Origin of the sequence: Aurantiacibacter flavus (genome assembly GCF_039710615.1) — a bacterium.
Lineage (GTDB): Bacteria > Pseudomonadota > Alphaproteobacteria > Sphingomonadales > Sphingomonadaceae > Alteraurantiacibacter > Alteraurantiacibacter flavus.
The window spans coordinates 734,260-754,336 of sequence record NZ_JBDLBR010000001.1; the positions used below are offsets into that span (position 1 = coordinate 734,260).

The 20,077-nt window shown below is 61.4% G+C and carries 20 protein-coding genes and 1 tRNA gene; 16 read left to right on the top strand and 5 right to left on the bottom strand.

From position 1 onward, the window contains the following. Positions 1 to 51: 51 nt before the first annotated feature. Positions 52 to 948 (bottom strand): hydrogen peroxide-inducible genes activator, encoded by an 897-nt coding sequence (locus ABDJ38_RS03520; RefSeq protein ID WP_346783679.1) that lies wholly within the window; start codon positions 946 to 948, stop codon positions 52 to 54. Between the two features lie 119 nt (positions 949 to 1,067). Beyond that, positions 1,068 to 2,270 carry a ribonuclease D gene (rnd, locus tag ABDJ38_RS03525; protein WP_346783680.1) on the bottom strand — a complete coding sequence of 401 codons (1,203 nt, stop codon included), beginning with the start codon at positions 2,268 to 2,270 and terminating at the stop codon, positions 1,068 to 1,070. A 190-nt stretch (positions 2,271 to 2,460) separates the two neighbouring features. Between rnd and aspS the strand changes: the two genes are divergently transcribed. From aspS to ABDJ38_RS03570, 9 genes are all read left to right on the top strand, one after another. Next, complete coding sequence (gene aspS, locus ABDJ38_RS03530) at positions 2,461 to 4,242, top strand: aspartate--tRNA ligase (RefSeq protein ID WP_346783681.1); 1,782 nt, start codon at positions 2,461 to 2,463, stop codon at positions 4,240 to 4,242. Between the two features lie 83 nt (positions 4,243 to 4,325). Continuing rightward, positions 4,326 to 5,243: a tetratricopeptide repeat protein gene (locus ABDJ38_RS03535; RefSeq protein WP_346783682.1), complete on the top strand. Its 918-nt coding sequence runs from the start codon at positions 4,326 to 4,328 to the stop codon at positions 5,241 to 5,243. Positions 5,244 to 5,360: 117 nt separating this feature from the next. Beyond that, positions 5,361 to 5,597, top strand: a complete 237-nt coding sequence (locus tag ABDJ38_RS03540; protein ID WP_119591335.1) for an acyl carrier protein — start codon at positions 5,361 to 5,363, stop codon at positions 5,595 to 5,597. Between the two features lie 99 nt (positions 5,598 to 5,696). After that, complete coding sequence (gene fabF, locus ABDJ38_RS03545) at positions 5,697 to 6,956, top strand: beta-ketoacyl-ACP synthase II (protein ID WP_346783683.1); 1,260 nt, start codon at positions 5,697 to 5,699, stop codon at positions 6,954 to 6,956. 1 nt (position 6,957) lies between these two features. Beyond that, positions 6,958 to 7,926: an endolytic transglycosylase MltG gene (mltG, locus tag ABDJ38_RS03550; protein ID WP_346783684.1), complete on the top strand. Its 969-nt coding sequence runs from the start codon at positions 6,958 to 6,960 to the stop codon at positions 7,924 to 7,926. Continuing rightward, the gene (locus tag ABDJ38_RS03555) at positions 7,923 to 8,480 is read left to right on the top strand and encodes a 2'-5' RNA ligase family protein (protein ID WP_346783685.1); all 558 of its coding nucleotides are present in this window, start codon (positions 7,923 to 7,925) and stop codon (positions 8,478 to 8,480) included. Before mltG ends, ABDJ38_RS03555 begins: the two co-directional genes overlap by 4 nt. 105 nt (positions 8,481 to 8,585) lie before the next feature. Continuing rightward, a tRNA-Met gene (locus tag ABDJ38_RS03560) sits at positions 8,586 to 8,662 on the top strand. A 191-nt stretch (positions 8,663 to 8,853) separates the two neighbouring features. Next, positions 8,854 to 9,282, top strand: coding sequence for an Arm DNA-binding domain-containing protein (locus ABDJ38_RS03565; protein WP_346783686.1), 429 nt, complete (start codon positions 8,854 to 8,856; stop codon positions 9,280 to 9,282). A 216-nt stretch (positions 9,283 to 9,498) separates the two neighbouring features. After that, on the top strand, positions 9,499 to 10,575 hold the full coding sequence (locus ABDJ38_RS03570) for a sensor histidine kinase (protein WP_346783687.1): 1,077 nt from the start codon (positions 9,499 to 9,501) through the stop codon (positions 10,573 to 10,575). Between the two features lie 2 nt (positions 10,576 to 10,577). Here the strand turns inward: ABDJ38_RS03570 and ABDJ38_RS03575 are convergent, their stop codons facing one another. Then, the gene (locus tag ABDJ38_RS03575; RefSeq protein WP_346783920.1) at positions 10,578 to 10,988 is read right to left on the bottom strand and encodes a response regulator; all 411 of its coding nucleotides are present in this window, start codon (positions 10,986 to 10,988) and stop codon (positions 10,578 to 10,580) included. A gap of 416 nt (positions 10,989 to 11,404) precedes the next feature. On the opposite strand from ABDJ38_RS03575, the gene ABDJ38_RS03580 reads away from it, so the two are divergent. From ABDJ38_RS03580 to ABDJ38_RS03600, 5 genes are all read left to right on the top strand, one after another. Then, positions 11,405 to 11,815, top strand: a complete 411-nt coding sequence (locus ABDJ38_RS03580; RefSeq protein WP_346783688.1) for a DUF2946 family protein — start codon at positions 11,405 to 11,407, stop codon at positions 11,813 to 11,815. A gap of 75 nt (positions 11,816 to 11,890) precedes the next feature. Then, a complete protein-coding gene (locus ABDJ38_RS03585; protein ID WP_346783689.1) occupies positions 11,891 to 12,391 on the top strand; it encodes a DUF2244 domain-containing protein in 501 nt (166 codons plus the stop codon). Beyond that, positions 12,388 to 12,570 (top strand): hypothetical protein, encoded by a 183-nt coding sequence (locus ABDJ38_RS03590; RefSeq protein WP_346783690.1) that lies wholly within the window; start codon positions 12,388 to 12,390, stop codon positions 12,568 to 12,570. The genes ABDJ38_RS03585 and ABDJ38_RS03590 overlap by 4 nt, the downstream gene beginning before the upstream one ends. Positions 12,571 to 12,611: 41 nt before the next feature. Further along, a complete protein-coding gene (locus ABDJ38_RS03595) occupies positions 12,612 to 14,759 on the top strand; it encodes a TonB-dependent receptor plug domain-containing protein (protein WP_346783691.1) in 2,148 nt (715 codons plus the stop codon). A 44-nt stretch (positions 14,760 to 14,803) separates the two neighbouring features. Then, positions 14,804 to 15,505, top strand: a complete 702-nt coding sequence (locus ABDJ38_RS03600) for an energy transducer TonB family protein (RefSeq protein WP_346783692.1) — start codon at positions 14,804 to 14,806, stop codon at positions 15,503 to 15,505. Between the two features lie 113 nt (positions 15,506 to 15,618). On the opposite strand, the gene ABDJ38_RS03605 is transcribed toward ABDJ38_RS03600, so the two are convergent. Then, positions 15,619 to 16,692: a glycosyltransferase gene (locus ABDJ38_RS03605; RefSeq protein ID WP_346783693.1), complete on the bottom strand. Its 1,074-nt coding sequence runs from the start codon at positions 16,690 to 16,692 to the stop codon at positions 15,619 to 15,621. A 293-nt stretch (positions 16,693 to 16,985) separates the two neighbouring features. On the opposite strand from ABDJ38_RS03605, the gene ABDJ38_RS03610 reads away from it, so the two are divergent. Next, on the top strand, positions 16,986 to 18,011 hold the full coding sequence (locus ABDJ38_RS03610) for a glycosyltransferase (RefSeq protein WP_346783694.1): 1,026 nt from the start codon (positions 16,986 to 16,988) through the stop codon (positions 18,009 to 18,011). A 115-nt stretch (positions 18,012 to 18,126) separates the two neighbouring features. On the opposite strand, the gene ABDJ38_RS03615 is transcribed toward ABDJ38_RS03610, so the two are convergent. Beyond that, complete coding sequence (locus ABDJ38_RS03615; protein ID WP_346783695.1) at positions 18,127 to 19,011, bottom strand: glycosyltransferase family 25 protein; 885 nt, start codon at positions 19,009 to 19,011, stop codon at positions 18,127 to 18,129. 355 nt (positions 19,012 to 19,366) lie between these two features. Here ABDJ38_RS03615 and ABDJ38_RS03620 point away from each other — a divergent pair, with 355 nt between their 5' ends. After that, positions 19,367 to 20,020, top strand: coding sequence for a class I SAM-dependent methyltransferase (locus ABDJ38_RS03620; RefSeq protein ID WP_346783696.1), 654 nt, complete (start codon positions 19,367 to 19,369; stop codon positions 20,018 to 20,020). The last annotated feature ends 57 nt before the right edge of the window (positions 20,021 to 20,077 follow it).

The following is a 20,077-nucleotide window of genomic DNA, read 5'->3' on the forward strand; positions in this document are numbered from 1 at the left end:
CGTGAGGCGGCACTATCAAGCTCAATCACCCCTATGTGAAGCCCTCAATACCTAGCCCGCGCACAGCTCCTCGGCCAGCATGCGGAATTCCTCCTCGCGCGGCGAATTGGCGCGCCAGACCAGAGCGATCTCGCGGCTGGTCTTCGCACCTTTGAGGGGGCGGGCGACCACGTTCGTCTCGTGCAGGATGCCGGCATCGATCGCCATCTTGGGCAGCATCGTCAGGCCTAGGCCATTGTCGACCATCTGCACGAGCGTGTGCAAGCTGGTGCCGATCATCGTCGCACTCGCGCGCAGTTCGGGCCGGTTGCAGGCAGCGAGCGCGTGTTCCTTCAGGCAGTGCCCGTCTTCGAGCAGCATCAACCGTGCCTCGTCGATCATAGTGGGGGGAATCTCGGCGGGTGGATCGCGCGGGTCGTTTTTCGGAAAGGCGACGTAGAGTTCGTCGTCGCAGATCGTTGCCTTGGCGACCTCCCCCGTGGCGAAGGGCAGGGCGAGCAGCACGCAATCGGCGCGGCCATGGTGGAGCGATTCGATGGCGTGGTCGCTCGTCTCTTCGCGCAGGAACAGTTTCAGCTGCGGGCGTTCCTTGCGCAGACGTGGGAGCATGCGCGGGAGCAGGAACGGGGCGATGGTGGGAATCACGCTCATGCGCAATTCCCCCGAGAGCGGCTGGCCCGCCGCCTGCACCAGTTCGCTCAGTTCCTCGGCCTCGCGCAGCAGGCGGTGCGCCTTGGCCACCACCTGATTGCCGAGCGGCGTGAACCGCACGACCCTGCGGCTGCGCTCGACCAGCGTCACGCCGAGCAGGCTTTCGAGTTCGCGGATGCCCGCCGAAAGCGTCGACTGCGAGACGAAGCTGGCATCGGCCGCGCGGCCGAAATGGCCAGCCTCGTGCAGCGCGACGAGATATTGCAGCTGCTTGATGGTGGGGAGGTAGGTGCTCATGACAGTGCCTCCCTTATCCGCTCGCCCTGAGCTTGTCGAAGGGCTGCTTTCGTCTTTCCGACCGCCAGAAGGAAGAGCAATGCTTCGACAAGCTCAGGATGAGCGGACGTTGTGAAAACCTACTCCGCCTCAGCCTGCGAGGCCATGTCGGCGTGGATTTCGTCGATGTGCGTCATCTTCAGCCGCCCTTTCTCGACCGCGAAGGCGAGCTTGCCTTCGACCAGATCGAGCGCATCGCGACCGAACACCTCGTAGCGCCAGCCGTCGAGCACCGGCAGCTTGCGGATACCGGCGGCCAGCGCCTCCATCTCGTCCGATCGGGTGAGCAGGCGCGAGGCGACGTCGATCTCGCGGCAGCGGATTTTCAGCAGCAGCTTGAGCAGGTCGGCCACCAAGGCCCCTTCCTTGCCCAGCGGCGCGCCGCGGCCCGAACGTTCGGGCAGCTCGTCGCTGGGCAGCGGCTCGGCAGCGGCGAGCACCTTCATCAGCCGCTTCCCGATGTCGTTCTCGGCCCAGGCCTGCGACAGACCGCGCACCTTGGCGAGATCTGCCTGCTTTTTCGGCGGGTGGCTGGCGATGTCGGCCAGCGTCTCATCGCGGATGATGCGGCCGCGCGGGATGTCCTTGCCCTGCGCCTCGGTCTCGCGCCACGCGGCGAGCGCCTTCAGCCGCCCGAGCACCGCCGGGTTGCGGCCGGGTGCGCGGATGCGCCGCCAGGCGACCTCGAGATCGTTCGCATAGTTCGCCGGGTCGGCCAGCTTCTCCATCTCGGCATCGAGCCAGTGGCCGCGGTCGGTCTTGATCAGTTTCTTCAGGATGCGCGGGAAAATGTCGGCCAGATAGGTCACGTCTCCGATCGCATATTCGATCTGTCGCTCGGTCAGCGGGCGGCGGCTCCAGTCGGTGAAGCGGGCGCCCTTGTCGATGGTCTTGCCGAGCCAGCTTTCGACGAGGTTGGCATAGCCGATCTGCTCCGACTGGCTGATCGCCATCATCGCGATCTGGGTGTCGAAAATCGGGTGCGGGGTTTTGCCGGTGAAGTTGTAGACGATCTCCACGTCCTGCCCGCCGGCGTGGAAGACCTTGAGCACGTCCTCGTTCTCGCACAGCAGGTTCCACAGCGGGGTAAGGTCGATGCCCTTGGCCAGCGGATCGACTGCCGCAGCTTCCTCGCCATTGCCGATCTGGATCAGGCACAGCAGCGGATAATAGGTGTTCTCGCGCATGAACTCGGTGTCGACACAGACGAAATCGTGTTCTGCAAGACGCTCGCACAGTTCGGCGAGTTCGGCGGACTTGGTAATCAGGGGATGGATCTTCATGTCTTTCCCATACATCGTTCGGACGGTTCACCGCCCATCGGCCCGCCCTTCGCCATAGCCATCGCCAGCGGTGCTGACCTTGACAAAGCGACTGGCTTGCCCTGTTAGCGCGCGCGTAAAGCACCGGCTTTGAGCGACCCTTGCGTAGCGCGCTCTTAGCCCCTTAGCCCGCCTTTTGGAAAGAGTCCCCATGCACGCCTATCGTACTCACACATGTGCCGCCCTGAACCAGAGTGACGTCGGCCAGAGCGTCCGCCTGTCGGGCTGGGTGCATAACAAGCGAGATCATGGCGGCGTGCTGTTCGTCGACCTGCGCGATCACTATGGCATGACCCAGATCGTGGCCGACAGCGATTCCCCCGCGCTGCCGGTGCTCGAAAAGCTGAAGCTGGAATCGGTTGTCACCATCGATGGTGATGTAAAGGCCCGCGCGCCCGAGGTGGTGAACCCGAACCTGCCGACCGGCGAGATCGAGGTCTTCGCGCGCGAGGTGAATATCCAGAGCCGTGCCGAGGAACTGCCGCTGATCGTCAACTCGGCGGAGGATTACCCGGAGGAAACGCGCCTCAAGTATCGCTTCGTCGACCTGCGGCGCGAGCGGGTTCACAACAACATCGTGCTGCGTTCGCAGGTCATTTCGAGCCTGCGCCAGCGGATGATTGCGCAAGGCTTCAACGAGTTCCAGACCCCGATCCTCGGCGCGTCCAGCCCCGAGGGCGCGCGCGACTATCTGGTGCCGAGCCGCCTGCATCCGGGCCGCTTTTATGCGCTGCCGCAGGCGCCGCAGATGTTCAAGCAGCTGCTGATGGTGGCGGGCTTTGATCGCTATTTCCAGATTGCCCCCTGCTTCCGCGACGAAGATCTGCGCGCCGACCGCAGCCCCGAATTCTACCAGCTCGATTTCGAGATGAGCTTCGTCACGCAGGAAGACGTATTCCAGGCCATTGAGCCGGTGCTGGCAGGCGTGTTCGAGGAGTTTTCGGGCGGCAAGTCGGTCACCCCGGCAGGCGAGTTCCCGCGCATTCCTTATCGCGAGGCGATGCTCAAGTACGGCTCCGACAAGCCCGACCTGCGCAACCCGATTGTCATTTCAGACGTGTCGCACCACTTCACCAAGTCGGGCTTCGGCATCTTCGAGAAGATCGTCGGCACCGGCGGCGTGGTCCGCGCGATTCCCGCGCCGAACACGGCGGAAAAGAGCCGCAAGTTCTTCGACGAGATGAACGACTGGTCGAAGAAGGAGGGCTTTGCCGGGCTCGGCTACGTCACCCGCAAGGGCGGCGAGTTCGGCGGACCCATTGCCAAGAACCATGGCCCCGAAAACATGGCCAAACTCTATGAAGAGCTGGGGCTGGGCGACGACGACGGCCTGTTCTTCGCTGCGGGCAAGGAAAAGGACGCGGCCAAGCTCGCTGGCGCGGCGCGCACCCGCACCGCCGAAATCCTCGGCCTGATCGAAGAGAACTGCTTCAAGTTCTGCTGGATCGTCGACTTCCCGATGTACGAGTACGACGAGGAGGCCAAGAAGGTCGACTTCAGCCACAACCCGTTCTCGATGCCGCAGGGCGAGATGGAAGCGCTCGAAACGCAGGACCCGCTCGATATCCTCGCCTGGCAGTACGACATCGTCTGCAACGGCTATGAGCTGTCTTCGGGCGCGATTCGGAACCACCGGCCGGACATCATGTACAAGGCCTTCGAGGTCGCCGGGTACAGCAAGGCCGATGTGGACGAGAATTTCTCGGGCATGATCGAGGCGTTCAAGCTCGGCGCGCCGCCGCACGGTGGCTCGGCGCCGGGGATCGACCGCATCGTGATGCTGCTCGCCGACGAGCCGAACATCCGCGAAGTGATCGCCTTCCCGCTGAACCAGCGCGCGCAGGATCTGATGATGGGCGCGCCCTCGCAGGTCTCGGCCCGCCAGCTGCGCGATGTCCATATCCGCACTGTTGAACCGCCGAAGGAAGGATGACCCGGGAGACCGCTATAGTTGCATCCCGTTCAGGTTTCTCCGCCTAAAGCTTACGCAAAGCGAGCAGGCGAAAGGGCGTGAGCATGATACGAAAAGCGGTTCTGGCGGCTTTTGCGGCGCTGGCATTGGCGGCTCCGGCTGCGGCGGAAACGCTGACCGTCGAGACCTATCGTCCCTCACATAGCGAGGCTGCGCTCGGGGTGCAGAGCCTGGTGGTCGAGCGTTTCGCTGGCAGGGAAGGCGCGCGCTTCTCGTTCATGGTCGCCGACGCGCTGCAACAGGCCTCGATCCGCGGGCGTCCATGGTTCACGGTACTGGTCGATGCGGGAGGCGAGGCCAATGCCGTGCTTGAGGGCCGGGTGACGCCGCACATTTCCGAACACCGGTTCCGCCGCAAACGCGAGGTCTGCTGGACATACGATGAAGACGGCGACTGCACCGAGGAACGCAAGGTAGACCTCGAGTGCATCCGGCTGACGGTCAACGTGCGGCCCGATGTGCGGCTGTTGGCGCGCGACGGCATCTTGCTGTGGACCTTCACCTCGGCGCGGAACGATCAGGAAGAATTCTGCCCGGATGTCGATGACTATCCCGATGTGGATGCGATGATCGACGGCGTGTTGCCCGATCTTGTGCAAGACATTCGCCGGGAGCTGGCCCCTACGGGTGTCCTTGAGCCGGTCCGCATCATGGAAAGCCGCAGCGGCCTCAGCGGCGATGCGCGCGACGCCTTTCGCGAAGCCGTCCGCCTCACCAAGAACGACGAAGCCGCCGCCTGCGACATGTTCGAACGGCTTTATGCCGCCAACCGCGAGCAGCCTTCGCTTATGTTCAATGTGGGCCTGTGCGCGGAACGGCGCGGCGATCACCCGCAGGCTCAGGTCCTGTATCAGGCCGCGCTGGCCTCCAGGCGGTCGGACGACGAGGCTTCGGCGGGGCTGCGCCGGATCGACGATACGGCCGTCGCGATCTCGCAAATCGCCTTTCACTTTGAACAATAGCGTTGCAATCCCCATATTGGACGGCGCAAAGCCGTTGCACGGCACTTGCCAGCCATCGCAGCACTCATTAGGGGCGATTGCGAAACGAACTCAGAACCCTTCGAAAGGCACAGTTTCATGAGCGATATCGCTGACCGCGTTAAGAAGATCGTCGTCGAGAACCTCGGCGTCGAGGAAGAGAAAGTTACCCCCGACGCAAGCTTCATCGACGATCTGGGCGCCGACAGCCTCGACATCGTCGAACTGGTGATGGCGTTCGAAGAGGAATTCGGTGTCGAGATCCCCGACGATGCGGCTGAGAAGATCAACACCGTTGGCGATGCCATCAAGTACATCGAAGAACATACCGACTGAGGTCGGACCGCCTCGTTCGCGAAAGGTCCGCCCGATCGCGGACGGGGATTAAAGGCTCAGCCATATCGGCTGGGCCTTTTGTGAATGTGGAGAGCTACTATGCGGCGTGTCGTCGTAACCGGATTGGGGCTTGTCACGCCACTGGGCGCTGACGTCGAAACAACATGGGCCAACCTGATTGCGGGCAAGAGCGGGATCGGCACGATCACCCGCTTCGATACCGAGGGTCAGAAGTGCCTGATCGCCGGCGAGGTAAAGCCTGCGGACCATGAGTATGGGTTCGACCCGAACAAGCGGGTCGATCACAAGGTCCAGCGCCAGGTCGATCCGTTCATCATCTATGGCATCGATGCCGCCGGACAGGCGATCGAGGATGCGGGCCTTGAAGACATGCCCGAAGAGATGCGCCTGCGCGCGGGCTGTTCGATCGGCTCGGGTATCGGCGGCCTGCCGGGCATCGAGCTCGAATCGGTCAACCTGCACGAACGCGGGCCAAGCCGCGTCTCGCCGCACTTCGTGCATGGCCGCCTGATCAACCTGATCTCGGGTCAGGTCTCGATCAAGTACGGGCTGATGGGTCCGAACCATGCGGTCGTCACCGCCTGCTCCACCGGCGCGCACTCGATTGGCGATGCCGCGCGGATGATCCGCGACGACGATGCCGACATCATGCTGGCGGGCGGCGCGGAAGGCACGATCAACCCGCTCGGCGTGGCCGGCTTTGCCCAGGCGCGCGCGCTCAACTGCTCGATGAACGATCGGCCCACCGAGGCCAGCCGTCCCTATGACAAGGACCGCGACGGCTTCGTGATGGGCGAGGGCGCAGGCGTGGTAGTGCTCGAGGAATACGAGCACGCCAAGGCACGCGGCGCGAAGATCTACGCCGAAGTGGTCGGCTATGGCCTGTCGGGCGATGCCTATCACGTCACCGCGCCGCATCCGGAAGGCAAGGGCGCGGAAAATTCGATGCGCATGGCTCTGCGCAAGGCTGGAATGGAGTCGGGCGACATCGACTACGTCAACGCCCACGGCACCTCGACCATGGCCGACACCATCGAACTGGCCGCGGTCAAGCGTGTGCTCGGCGACGATCTGGGCGGTGCCTCGATGAGCTCGACCAAGAGCGCGATTGGCCACCTGCTTGGCGGCGCGGGTGCGGTGGAGAGCATCTTCTGTATCCTCGCCATGCGCGACGGCGTGGTTCCGCCCACGCTCAACCTGCACAATCCGGATGAGGGCACCGAAGGCGTCGATCTGGTGCCCCTTGAGGCGAAGAAGCGCGAAGTGCGCGCGGTCCTCAACAACAGCTTCGGCTTCGGCGGCACCAACGCCTCGCTGGTGATGAAGAAGGTCGACTGACATGCGCCTGCTCGGCGGTTTCCTGTTTGCCGCCGTTCTGGCCGTGGTGGCCGTCGTCGGGTGGGGCGCATGGGGCTGGTATGGCGCCTCGACAGTGGAGAAGGAGACATCCTTCATCGTGCCGTCGGGTGCCTCGCTGGCGTCGGTGGCCGACAAGCTCGAAGACGATGGCCTGATCGCCTCGGCCGAGACCTTCACCCTGCGCGCCAAGCTGCTGGGCAGCGATGAGCCGATCAAGGCAGGCGAATTCCTGATCCCGGCAGGCGCAAGCGGGGCGGCGATCCTGTCGAAGCTTCAGAGCAACGACGTGCTGCGCCGTTACGTGACGATCCCCGAGGGTATGCCTTCGATCCTCGTCTACGAGACGCTGATGGCTGAACCGCTGCTCACTGGCGAGATTGAGGTCCCTGCGGAGGGCTCGGTGCTGCCTGAAAGCTACGACTTCCAGCGCGGCGAGAGTCGGCAGGCGGTGCTCGATCGGATGCAGTCGGCCATGACCGAGGCGCTGGCCGAGGAGTGGGAAAAGCGCGGGCCGAACGCTGCGGTAAACACTCCGCGTGAGGCGCTGATTCTCGCTGGCATCGTGGAAAAGGAAACCGCGCTGCCCGAGGAGCGGACGAAGGTCGCCGGGCTCTATTCCAATCGCTTGCGGCAGGGGATCATGCTGCAGGCCGATCCGACGATCATCTATCCGATCACCAAGGGCAAGCCGCTGGGACGGCGCATCCGCCAGTCTGAAATCGCGGCGGTGAACGATTACAACACCTATTCGATGCTGGGCCTGCCCAAGGCGCCGATCACCAATCCGGGCCGCGCCAGCATCGCCGCCGTGCTCAACCCGGCCGAGACGAGCGCGCTTTACATGGTGGCCGATGGCAGCGGCGGCCATGCCTTTGCCGACACCATCGAAGAGCACAAAGCCAACGTCGAGAAGTGGTATGCGCTGCGCCGCGAGCGGGGCGAGATGTGAGCCCGGACCGGGCCGGGGGTGACAAGGGCGAACCAGCTCCGCTGATCGTTACCGCGCTCCTGCCCGAGAGCTTGCAATCGCGCGCCGACCAGCTGCGGCAGGCGCACTTTCCGCCAGAGCGCAACTTTCTCAAGGCGCATGTCACGCTGTTCCACGCGCTGCCGCCAAGCTGTGAGAGTGAGGTGCGCGCGGTGCTGTCCGAGCTGGTGCGCGAACACGCCCCGGTTCCGGCCTATCTGACCGGTGTGATGAAGCTGGGACGGGGCACGGCTCTGGGGATCGAGAGTGAAGGCATGCTCGCCTTGTGGGAGCGGCTAGCGGAGCGCTTCCACGGCCTGCTCACCCCGCAGGACGAGCATCGCCCGCGCCTGCATGTAACAATCCAGAACAAGGTATCGCTGGAGGATGCCAAGGCGCTTCAGGCCGAGCTTGCGCCGCGCATCATGCCGCGCGAATTCGCCTTTCGCGGCTTTGGTCTGTATGCGTACCGTGGCGGTCCATGGGAGCTTCTGCGCGACTTTTCGTTCAGGGGCCAGGCGCGGGTCGACGACTGATTTGCAAAGAGAGAAGAGGCAGGGTTGACCGCCGCCTCAGGGCGACCTAAAGGGCGCGCCTTGCCAGCGCGTTTGCACAGCAAACCAAGGCGGCAAGCATGGTATGGCGGAGTAGCTCAGCCGGTTAGAGCAGCGGAATCATAATCCGCGTGTCGGGGGTTCGAGTCCCTCCTCCGCTACCATTTCGTGAAACATCTCAAACCTCGCAAAAATGGCGGTTTTCCGGCGCGTTGTGGTGTTGGAGATGATCGCAATCGTCCTCACGCATGCGTCCTTGAGTTGGAAAGTTCTGGTCAGCTTTCGACCGGTTTGGACGCCTGTTGTGCTATGATTTGCGCTATTGTTTTCTCGCCTCATGTTGATCGAGGTAGCCATGGGAAAGGCCCCCAATTTCGATCCTTCGAGCCTTGATATGCTCCGTTCGGACAGGCGTTCCGATCCGTTGGTGGCCGGGCTTTGTGGGATTGTCAGCGTCACCGGTACGAAGACCTGGACGTATCGGAGGCGCATCGCGAAGCCGGGTGCGATCGTGCAGCTCACGCTTGGCACCTATCCAGCTCACACTAATCTGGATGCGCGCGAGTCGGCCAGCGGGTTGAATGCCGCTTTAGAGCGAGGGGAAGACCCTGCGCTCCTTGCTCCAGCGCAGGATCGCCATGCTGCCCAGTTCCCTGATACGCTCGCGTGCCTTTGCATCGTCGAGCCACGGCCTGTCGTCCGGCACCGGGCGCCAGATTATTTTGCGCTGATCTCCTTGAGCATGGCGTTGTCCAGCATCGAATCCGCCAGCAGATTCCTATAGGGCTTCGGCCTTTCACGGCTTCCGTCCAGACCTAAAGCTGGGTGCACCGCGCGCATTCAGAGCGTCCGCAACGATCGAATTCCGAGTGGAAGGCGGCTTACCATCTGTTGGGCCTGTGTTGGGCAAATTTTCAAGCACCACCAACAAATGAATATGCGCTCGATCAAGCAGTAAGCTAAACGAGCCGCCACATTCCTTTGGGCAGAATCGCCAAAAATGAGCTTGAAAACGAGAAAGAGCTTCCAGCTTGGCAGTCTTGCCAAACGGAACGCATCGGATGTCCTCCCCCTTGGTGACGAACACGCACTTCAGTCCGCGGGGGCGGCTTTCCACGCGCTTGCCGACACAATGCCGCAAATGGTCTGGTCCACTTTGCCCGATGGTTCGCACGACTACTACAATGCGCGCTGGTACGAGTTCACCGGCGTCGCGGAGGGCTCGACCGATGGTGAAGGCTGGGCGGGCATGTTCCATGAGGATGATCAACCAGAGGCCTGGAAGAAGTGGAGTCACAGCCTTGCAACCGGCGAACCATACGAAGTCGAATATCGACTAAGGCATCATAGTGGCGACTATCGGTGGATGATCGGTCGTGCGCTTCCGATCATCGATGAAAATGGCGAGATTCAACGTTGGATCGGCACTTGCACCGATATTGAGGATCAGAAACGGACAGCGCTTCAGAACGAGATTTTGAGCCAAGAGCTTAGCCATCGCATCAAGAACATTTTTGCCATCGTATCGGGGCTTATCAGTCTTACAGCGCGAGCGGACTTAGCCTTCGCCGAAACGGCACGGAAACTGATGGAGCGCATTGCCGCGCTGGGCCGTGCGCACGAATTCGTGCGACCACATACCGACAGGTCACGGCCCAAAGTTGATCGTATGACGCTTTCAACGTTGCTGGCTACGATCTTCGAGGCCTATCCTGCCTACTCCGAGGGACGTATTGAGATAATCGGCGCCGAAGTCCCGATCGATAGCAAGGCGGCCACTCCGGTCGCGCTGATCTTTCATGAGTTGGCGACGAATGCGATGAAGTACGGTGCTCTCGCCGAGCCGGACGGGCGTGTCCGGCTTGAAGTTTCCGAAGACAACGACATGGTTTGTCTCGGGTGGGGCGAATTCGGGAAGAATGCAGCGCGGGTAAGTTCACCAGCGGGCTTTGGTACCCGTCTCATCGACATGGCCATCAAGCAACAACTTGGCGGTTCTTATGAGCGTCGGTGGGAAGCTGGCGGACTGGTGATGCAAATGTTCCTGAAGCGGAACCGTCTGGAGCAGATGGCCTAGCTCTATTCGAAAAGGACCATTTCAGCTGGCGGTTCGGTGTCCTTTCCTTGTCGTACCGCGAGAACATACGCCAGCACATCTTTCAGCATGGCAAGGTCGACAGGTTTTTCTACCGCACCCAGAGTGCCGGAGATGCCATCGCCGAGTTGCGCAGGATTGGCCGTTACAAAAACGACTTCCACCTTGAACTCGTTAGCCAGTCGGGCGCCGATGTCAGGACCGGTCGCTCCGTCGGCCAGGTTCACGTCAACCAATGCAACGTCCAGCTCTTTTTCGGCAATCTCCATGGCCGACTTCATATCGTCAGCAACTCCAGCGCAGCGATAGCCCAGGTCGCACACCACGGCCTCCATCTCCATCGCAATCAGGAATTCGTCTTCGACTATGAGAATATTGGTCATTGCGATTATCAGTCGGCTTGTGCGGTGGAAGGGTTCGCATGCCTAACGGGGGCAGGCTGTAAGGGTTCCCAGGTCTGATGGATATCCTAGTGTCGTGGGTCTCTTCCCCGCTGCCTTATGCGGCACGAAAATGCCCAACCGTAGCCTGCAGATCAGTTCTACCGTTCGTGGATGGCGCGCTTACTGCCCTTTGGTACTCGGACTCCGATTTTCTTTCGCGGCAATCCATGGCCCGGACCATCATTTGAAGGCAATATCAGGTCGAGTAGAATTCCGTTCCGACGAAGATATCTGACTGCGCTTGGTGAACTTCCGGGGACACCGCAAATCCGACACCCCGCTGCCGCAAGGTCCTCGAGCCGACAGGTTGCAAGCGATACACTTTTCCCGCTGACATTTCGCAATCCAGCGCCTAACGGACAGACCCGATGCAACCCTTGCGTGCTTTACTTGATCGGCGATGCCATCTTGCGCTTGGGCTCGTTGTGCTTGCAATCTGCATCAAGGCACTGATGCCTGCCGGCTACATGGTATCGCCTTCGGCCGACAAGGTGCTGACCGTCACGATCTGCTCCGATGTCAGCAAGGGCGTCAAGCAGCTGCAACTGACCGTTCCCGGCAAGCCTGCAGGGTCAGACCATGCGAGCGCGGCCACCAAGGGTGACCATTGCGCCTTTGCCGGGCTCGGTCATGTCGCCATTGGCGGGGCCGATGGCTTCCTGCTCGCGCTCGCCTTTGCCTTTATCCTTGTGCTCGGCCTTGCGCCCTCGCGGCGTTTGTCGATCGGAGAGGTCGCCTATCTTCGCCCGCCCCTGCGCGGGCCACCGACTGCCGCCTGACAATCTAGCCTGATCTGTCGGCCCTGCCGACGCGCGCCTTCGCTGCGCGCGTTGCGCTGTCGGAGTTGTTTTTCCATGTATTCGATTCATCGCTGCCCGCAGGGGCAGTCCCTTGCGTTCAATACTGCGCATGCAAAGGGCATCGTCCTGCACCTGCGCGAAAATCGTTCGTCGCTGTCGCAGGACGCGCGCATCACTTTCACCGTGCTCATCGGCCTGTTTATGGCCATGGCAATCCTTCCCGCGCTCAAGGGCGAACTGCTGGTGCCCATCTTTGCGCTTGGCACCACGGCACTGCTGCTTTGTGCTCTCGATTGGCACAAGCGGTCACGCCCCGCGGCAGAGTACCTGACCATCACCGGCACCAGCCTGAGCTGGTCCAGTCACGATGCGGCATCGGTCGAGCTGCCTCTTCACGCCACTCGGCTGGTGCGCGAGGAGGCGTCGCCTACGCGCTTCAGGCTGTTTCTCGAATGCCGCGCCGAGAGGATCGAGGTTGGTCGGTGTCTTAGTCTGATGGAAAAACGGGCAATCGCCCCGCTGATCGCCAGCCATCTTGGGGAGGCAGGCGCATGAGCGTCGCCGCGATCTGCCCGTACACTGCACGCATTCTGTTGCGGATACGGTGGCTGGCCTGGGGCGCAATTTTCGCGCTGATGGCCATGCAGTTGGCACCGCATCTAGCCGGACCGTCTCAAACCCAAACAGCGCCAGCCTCTGACTTCGTCGCCGGACGCATGTCCGTCCTCGGCTGATCGCATTCACCCGCACACATCGAATGAAGGACCACCAACCAATGACCATTATCGCCAACCACCTGCGCCTTGCCCTTATCAGCAGTTGCGCCATCGCGCCTATCGCGGCCAATGCGCAAGACAGCACACCCATCGAAGCCATCGACGTCGTGTCGGGCCAGAGCAGCGAGAGCATCGTCGAGACTCCGATCACCGGAACACGCCTTGAACGCGACAGTCTGGCGCGCAAGCAGGCCAGCACTAGCGACACTGCCGAGATCCTGGCCGATATCCCCGGCGTGAGCGCCAGCTCGGGCGGCGGCTTTTCGTCGATGCCGGCGATCCGCGGCCTGTCGGAGCAGCGCCTCACGGTGTTGGTCGACGGCTTTGCCATCGACATGGCCTGCCCCAACGACATGAATTCGCCGTTGTCTTACACTGACCCGCAGACCGTCTCTTCGATCAGCGTGCTGACCGGCATCGCCCCGGTCAGCAGCGGCGGTGACAATATTGGCGGTGTGATCGCAGTGGAAAGCACGCCGCCGCAGTTCGCTATCATGGGCAACACGCTGCTAACCGGAGAGCTGTCGAGCTTCTATCGCTCGAACGGTGACGGCTTCGGCGGTGCCGCCAAGCTGACCTTTGCCACCGACAGCCTCAGCGCGACCTATACCGGCTCTTACATCCAGTCCGACCAGTACGAAGGTGGCGAGGACGACGGCCTCGTGCGCTCGACCGAATTTGCCAAGACCGATCATACGCTGGCATTGGCATGGCAACATGCCACCGGTCTGGTCCAGCTCAAGGGCGGGATTCAGCGCTCGCCTTACGAGGGTTTTGCCAACCAGTACATGGACATGGTCGACAACAAGAGCTGGTTTCTGAACGGCAGCTACGATGGCTATTTCGACTGGGGCGATGTGGAACTGCGCGCAGCTTACCGTGACACCGACCACATGATGGACTTCCTCGAAGACAAGCAGCCTGGTGCCATGCCGATGAACACCGAGGTGCATAGCTTCGATGGCTCGGTGAAACTGTCACTGCCGCTGTCGATGCACGAGACACTGCGGGTCGGGGCCGAATACCACGATCAGTGGCTCAACGATTACTGGCCTCCGGTCGAGGGCAACATGATGATGGGGCCGGGAGAGTTCGTGAATGTCAACGGCGGCAAGCGCGACCGCGCAGGCGCCTTCGTCGAATGGGAGCGTCACTTCAGCGACCGGCTGTCGGCCATTGCGGGTGTACGCTATGACCGGGTGACGATGAACACGGGCGAGGTGAAGCCCTATGGCACCAGCATGATGCAGATGGCTGACGTCATGGCCGCCTCCGCCTTCAACGCCGCCCAACGTAAGCGTACCGATGACAACTGGAGCGGATCGGCTGTGATCGTCTATGAACTTTCGGACATTGCTGCGCTCGAACTCGGCTATGCCCACAAGGCGCGTTCGCCCAACCTCTATGAGCGTTACAGCTGGGGGCGCGGCTCGATGGCGAGCCGCATGATCGGCTGGTATGGCGATGGCAACGGCTATGTCGGCAACCTCGACCTCAAGCCAGAGCGCGCCGACACCGTGAGCGCGGCGCTTGGCCTGGGCGACGACAAGGCTGGCTGGAGCCTGCGGATCGCTCCCTACTATACCCGCGTCAACGACTACATCGACGGTGCCTTCGTTCAGGAATTCACCGACATGATGGGAGTGCCGACCGGCTTTGTGCAGCTGCAGTTCGCCAATCAGGATGCCGAGTTCTACGGGGTCGATGTGTCGGGTGCGGTTGAGTTGGGCGAGGGCAGGCCGGGCAACAGCACGCGGCTGACCGGTGCGCTGTCCTGGCTAGAGGCCAACAACCTTTCCGATGGTGGCCCGGTTTACCGGCAGATGCCGCTCGACGTGAAGCTGGGCATCTCGCATCACAGCGGCGCGCTGGAACTTGCCGCCGATGTGGAATGGGTGGCCGAGAAGACTCGTGTCGATGCAACGCGCAACGAGCCGCGCACCGATGCCTATGCGCTGGTTAATCTTGGCGCGGCCTATACCATCGGCGGCGTGAGGGTGAGCCTCGATATCGAGAATGCGCTGGACACAGGCTATGCCTTGCCTTTGGGCGGTGTCTCGCTTGGCGACTATCGCGCAACCGGTGGGCTTCGTCCGGTTCCGGGCCGCGGACGTTCGATCAACGTCGGTCTGTCGACAGGCTTCTGACGGACGCGGGGAGGCCAGCTGGCGAGGGGAAGGGGCCAAAGCTGATGGCTTATGCAGACGTCCGAGACGGCTGGCATCCTACAGTTCTTGCTGGCACGCTGGCGGCGCATCTCGCGCTGCTGGCGGTCGCGGCAACGGCGCTGCACGTCTCATCGAAGCGAGGGGACCGCAAAGCCGAGGCGGTCGTTGCGCTGTTCGATGGCGCACAGGCGGCCCCCGCGGCCGAGGTATCTCCGCCGCCTGAGGCGCCTGCGACTAATCCGCGCCCACTGCCCTCGCCGGAGCCTGAACGGCCGCCGAAGACATCGTCCGTTTCGGAGCATGGCGAGGGCGAGCCGGGGGAGCCGGTCGCTGTGGACATGCCGGCATCGGTCGGGCCGCAACTTGCTTTGCAGGTGCCGGAACTGGCCACGGGCGATACCCTGTCCCTGCCGCCACAACCGGCTCCCATGCGACCGCCGCCGGAAGCTGCACACGATGCCTTGAGCAGATACGCAACTGTGCTTCGCAGCAAGATTATGGCTTGGGTTCCGCGGGGGCGTCGCAAGGAAGGGCAGGTGTTGGTGCGGTTCCGGCTCGACAGAGGCGGGCGCTTGCTCGAAGCAGAAATCGCGCGTTCCAGTGGTGATGTGCAATTTGACCGGACGGCTTTGCGTATGGTGCGTCAGGCCGCCCCGTTCCCGCCCCCGGACGTAGCAATTCCTGAAGAAAGGCTGGATTTCACCATCCCTGTCCGCTTCCACTGAAACCGGTGGTCGGGCAAAGTGAGGTAGCGTGGAGGCTGGGCTACCTCACCCTCGATATCGCTGCATCCTGCGCCGGGGCGGTTCGGTCAGCCCTTGCCACGGATTGAAGCCGGTCAGGCAGTGAAGTGATTTCGATGGGCCTTTTCGATTGCACATTCCCACGCATCAATTTGCCTGTCCAGGCTAAGCGCTTCTCGGCGTGAATAGGTGAGGGCGCTCTCGCGGAGGGACTTATACTTCTCCTTGTTAGTCCATAGCTCTCTGATCTGATCTGCCCAAACAGAGGCGTGAGCTTCATGCGAGATCACAACCCCTCCATCGCCGATGGCTTCTGGGAGCCCACCACGGTCGCTGCCGACAACGGGTATGCCGGAAAACTGCGCCTCACTCGCAATCCTTCCATAGCCTTCATTCCACTGGCTGGGGCAGAGCAGAATCCGCGCCTCCCGGTAGACATCCCGCATGTCCTGGGTGGTTGGCCTGAGCGTGATGTTGTCCAGATTTTCGATGCGCTTGTTGAGCGAGGCACGCTCCTCTGGCGTTAGCGGCCAGGCTTCCTGAAAGATGAAAGGAATATCCGGGAGGAGGGCGGCGACTTCCAGCGCAATGTCCAGGCCCTTGACGCGGCTTGGATTGATGAAGACGACATTGCCTCCGGTTTCCTCGACAAGATACTGCCCTGGATCGATCAAGGGATGGATCACCGAGCAGTCGGCCCGAAATTTTTCACGGTATGCAGCGGCGGTAAATTGCGAGTTTGCGACGCCCTGAAGCGGTCCCAGGCCGCCTATATCGAAGCCGTGCTCATTGAACTCGACGTCCTGAAAGCTGAAAAGGATCGGCAAGTTCAGGCGATGAAAGGCCTGGGCTACAAGGCCAGTCTTATGTGCCTGCACGATAACCACGTCGGGTCTGAAATGTTTGGCTACCTCTGCAGCAGTTTCGTGAGGAAACCAGCTTCGGTATATTGGATAGCCCTGATTGTTGTCAGTTACTGCACGGCGGCCGGTCAGCTTCATCAGCAGGCGCGCTCTCCAGCCAATAAGGCCATTGCCAATAAGGGCGCTGGTCAGAGCGACATCATGCCCACGTTCAGCCAAGCGCTTTAACAATGTATCGCCTGACCGCTGCGATCCGCCGATCATTTGCGGTATTGTCGGTCCGCCCGTGGCCAGCAAGATTTTCAAGTCATTTTTTCCTGTGTTGGATTTTGCCCTATTGCTTGTGCAAGGTAATTAATTGGGAACAGCACAGCGCAACTGTTTATAGATACGAAAATTCGACAAATCACATGTGCTTCGATTGATTGGGATGAATACGTTCACACCGCTTCGAGAATGCTTTCCGGATGGCTTCCGCTGCCTTCCCTGTGCATGGTTCGTCCGCTAAGTAGCGAGCAGTTGTTGCGACGCAATAAAAATGGCCCGCCGATGCGAACGAAATCGGCTGCGCAGCTATCGGGCGCGAATGGAGTTCATGGGTGAACAAGAACGTGCGAAAACGCATTGCGCTGTCGCCGGTATCGACCGAGTCCAATGCGTTCTGCAACCTGTTCACGCAGGCGGTGGAGCAGGCAGGCATGCAGCCCGTGCCCTATCAGTGGGGGCTGCGCGATCTCTCTGGTACAGATGCTGTGATCTTCCACTGGCCCGATCGGTTCCTGCGTCCCGACGATCCTTATACAACGGCCCAGCAGCTCTGGCGCCTGCTGCTCTTGCGAAAAACCCATGGGCTCAAGCTGGTATGGGTGGCGCACAATGTTGCGCCGCATGATGGGGCGGATTCGCGCTCCGTGCTTCGTTCAATGTTTCTGGGGGCACTGGACGGGATCATCTACCTGTCTCAGCGCTCGCGAGACCTCGTCCGCGAACGGTATGACGTTCCCCGGCATGTCATCGAACAGCTAACCGTCCATGGAAGCTATCCGGGGTCCTCCACGCCTTTCCTGCCGCCGGAGCCGGGCATGCCGGTTTCGATCGCATCGGTTGGCCTCGTGCGTCCGTACAAGAACCTGGAAGAACTCGTCGAAGCCGCGCGCGCTCTAGATCCGGCCAAGGTGGACGTGCGCATTGCGGGCAAACGCCATGATGCCGGATATGCCGCCGAACTGGAGTCGATGGCCGGGCCGGGCGGCGCGATACGTTTCGACCTGCGCGATACCTTGCTGAGCGAGGCGGAGATGGAGGCCGCGATCGACGCCGCTCACGGGGTTGTGCTGCCTTATCGCAACATCCTCAACAGCGGATCCGCCATTCATGCCTTGTCACGCGGACGCCCGGTGCTGGTCCCGGCGCTGGGGTCCATGCCCGAACTGGCGCAGCTTGTCGGTGAGGATTGGGTGCGGCTCTATGATGGTGCATTGAGTGCGCCGACGCTGGCCGACTTTGCGGCGCATATTCGCCGCCTGCCAGCTAGCGCGAAGCCGAATCTTTCACCGCTCTCATGGGACCGCGTGAAGCGTGACCTAGATGAGTTTTTTGAGCAGCTTTTCGCGCAACGGCGATAGCCAACCGCCCACCGGCAACGCACGACTTTCGCGACCTGATTGTTCTCAATACTCAATCCATGCCGACTTCTCGCGGAACATTTCTTTCCGTCAGACCATGGCGACAGAGGCAGCGCTAGCCGTGGAATGTCGCGTGGAGTTCGTGATAATTGCGCGCGATGCTACGGGCTAATTCCTTGTCAAATCCGCGCAACCCACGGTCCGCTGTACGTCGCCTTAGCGATAGCTTTAGCTTATCAAGGCGTGTGGGGCGCCGCATCTCCCGCACCAGCTCCGCATTGCGCTGATGGATCAGCGAGCGGCCTGCATGGATGGAAGATGGATAGGCGATTTCCATCAAGGGAAATGGATAGGGAAAGACGATCGGGAGGCCGGTCGACCAATACGAATCGTTGGTATCGTCGATCGGCTTGGTCAGCCCGCCATTTGCGGCGGCATTGTCCAGCAATATGCGAGCGCCCGCGCGCGATACGACGTAGCACTGCGTGCCCAACGTGGGCCATTGAGCGCGGTAGAAAGCTAGCCGTCCGATGTTGGCGATGAAGCGCGACGGCACAAAGAAGCGTGCGTAGAGCTTGTAGAAATCGAGGTTGCATAGTTGCATGAATTTCACGTGGGCCGCAAACTTGGCGGTAGGATCGAACAGCACATCGTCTTCGACTGCCATCAAGTAATCGGCGGAGCCATCCAGAAACTCGCGCATCACGGTGAGGTGGCTGGCCGCACAGCTTCGTTCCGCAGGGGACAGTACGGATCCACCGGTCTGGAAGGCTATCCGGTCGTCATAGGAGACCGGCAGGGCTTCAGCAGGAACGACATCGTGAAATGCCCAGTCGATGTCCCCAAACGGCTCCATCATCGCGGTGAATCGTTGGCGCCGCTCGATCGCATCGGCGAAGGAAATCACACGAGTAATAAGTTTGGGCTCGAGCTTGGCCATGGACTTCGTGGAGGTCGTTTGCTCATTCACGCAATAACTCTCCTCATCATGTTCACCCATGCGCTTAGCTATGACTTACGTCTTCTGACGACCGGCGCAACCTCAGGTGCCGAATGGCAGTCCATATTGGCGCTCTGCTTCACGAGGTTTGATGGTGGAGAACGGCGACTCTCCTCGATTCGCGCCTTGCGCCTTTTGGGAGAGCGCGAACCAGTCTTCAATCCGCGCGAATAGGGGGCAGTGCAGGACTCGTAAGCCGTCGGCGCCGATCACGACCACCCTCGCGCAAGGCAACCGTGTGGGCATCGTTGCCTTGCCTTCCGGCGAGTCCTTGCAAATCGATGACGAATTTGCGACCTCGCGCGCCAGCAGTCGGTCCTCATGCCGGGGGCAAGGCAAGGGATACTGATTGAGAATGGCCGGTTACGAGGCTCTGCCCGAACGCAACCCCACCCGTTTGAAGCGGAAAATGCGCAACTTCTTCGGAGCCTGGGGAGTATTCTTCCAAGGTTTTGTGGAGCACCCGGTGATGGTCGGTTCGATCATCCCGTCGTCGCGTTTCACGATCAGGAAGATGCTTGAGCCCGTCGATTGGGGAAGTTGCAGGCTGTTTGTTGAATATGGGCCAGGCGTGGGTACCTTCTGCCAACCGGTGCTCGACAAGCTGCCGAGCGATGCCAGTTTGATCGTGATAGACACGAACAGGCTGTTCATCGATTATCTGAACCGTACGATCCAGGATAGCCGCTTCATCGCCGTCCATGGTTCGGCGGAAGATGTCGAGCAGATCATTCGCTCGCACGGCCACAAGCATGCCGACTATGTGCTGTCGGGCCTGCCGTTCTCGACCTTGCCCGAGGGGCTCGGTCCGCGCATCGCTGCGGCGACATACCGTGTGATCCGTCCAGGCGGGGCCTTCCTGACCTATCAGTTCAGCAAGGCAGCCTATAACCTTACCGCGCAGCATTTCGATCGCGTGGACAGCGGCTTCGAACCACTCAACATCCTTCCGTGCCGCCTTGCCTGGGGGTGGAAGAGTGCGCCACAGTCCGGCGCTGCCGGCGAGTAGCTCTTCACCAGGCCTGACATCGCAAGCTGTCGAGAGCCGGCAGGACATTCTCGATGC

What these genes read in the sequence shown, in the direction of transcription:
- ABDJ38_RS03520 (WP_346783679.1), bottom strand. Translation starts at nt 948, where the DNA reads ATGAGCACCTACCTCCCCACCATCAAGCAGCTGCAATATCTCGTCGCG.
- rnd (WP_346783680.1), bottom strand. Translation starts at nt 2,270, where the DNA reads ATGAAGATCCATCCCCTGATTACCAAGTCCGCCGAACTCGCCGAACTG.
- aspS (WP_346783681.1), top strand. Translation starts at nt 2,461, where the DNA reads ATGCACGCCTATCGTACTCACACATGTGCCGCCCTGAACCAGAGTGAC.
- ABDJ38_RS03535 (WP_346783682.1), top strand. Translation starts at nt 4,326, where the DNA reads ATGATACGAAAAGCGGTTCTGGCGGCTTTTGCGGCGCTGGCATTGGCG.
- ABDJ38_RS03540 (WP_119591335.1), top strand. Translation starts at nt 5,361, where the DNA reads ATGAGCGATATCGCTGACCGCGTTAAGAAGATCGTCGTCGAGAACCTC.
- fabF (WP_346783683.1), top strand. Translation starts at nt 5,697, where the DNA reads ATGCGGCGTGTCGTCGTAACCGGATTGGGGCTTGTCACGCCACTGGGC.
- mltG (WP_346783684.1), top strand. Translation starts at nt 6,958, where the DNA reads ATGCGCCTGCTCGGCGGTTTCCTGTTTGCCGCCGTTCTGGCCGTGGTG.
- ABDJ38_RS03565 (WP_346783686.1), top strand. Translation starts at nt 8,854, where the DNA reads ATGGGAAAGGCCCCCAATTTCGATCCTTCGAGCCTTGATATGCTCCGT.
- ABDJ38_RS03570 (WP_346783687.1), top strand. Translation starts at nt 9,499, where the DNA reads ATGAGCTTGAAAACGAGAAAGAGCTTCCAGCTTGGCAGTCTTGCCAAA.
- ABDJ38_RS03580 (WP_346783688.1), top strand. Translation starts at nt 11,405, where the DNA reads ATGCAACCCTTGCGTGCTTTACTTGATCGGCGATGCCATCTTGCGCTT.
- ABDJ38_RS03585 (WP_346783689.1), top strand. Translation starts at nt 11,891, where the DNA reads ATGTATTCGATTCATCGCTGCCCGCAGGGGCAGTCCCTTGCGTTCAAT.
- ABDJ38_RS03590 (WP_346783690.1), top strand. Translation starts at nt 12,388, where the DNA reads ATGAGCGTCGCCGCGATCTGCCCGTACACTGCACGCATTCTGTTGCGG.
- ABDJ38_RS03595 (WP_346783691.1), top strand. Translation starts at nt 12,612, where the DNA reads ATGACCATTATCGCCAACCACCTGCGCCTTGCCCTTATCAGCAGTTGC.
- ABDJ38_RS03600 (WP_346783692.1), top strand. Translation starts at nt 14,804, where the DNA reads ATGGCTTATGCAGACGTCCGAGACGGCTGGCATCCTACAGTTCTTGCT.
- ABDJ38_RS03615 (WP_346783695.1), bottom strand. Translation starts at nt 19,011, where the DNA reads ATGGGTGAACATGATGAGGAGAGTTATTGCGTGAATGAGCAAACGACC.
- ABDJ38_RS03620 (WP_346783696.1), top strand. Translation starts at nt 19,367, where the DNA reads ATGGCCGGTTACGAGGCTCTGCCCGAACGCAACCCCACCCGTTTGAAG.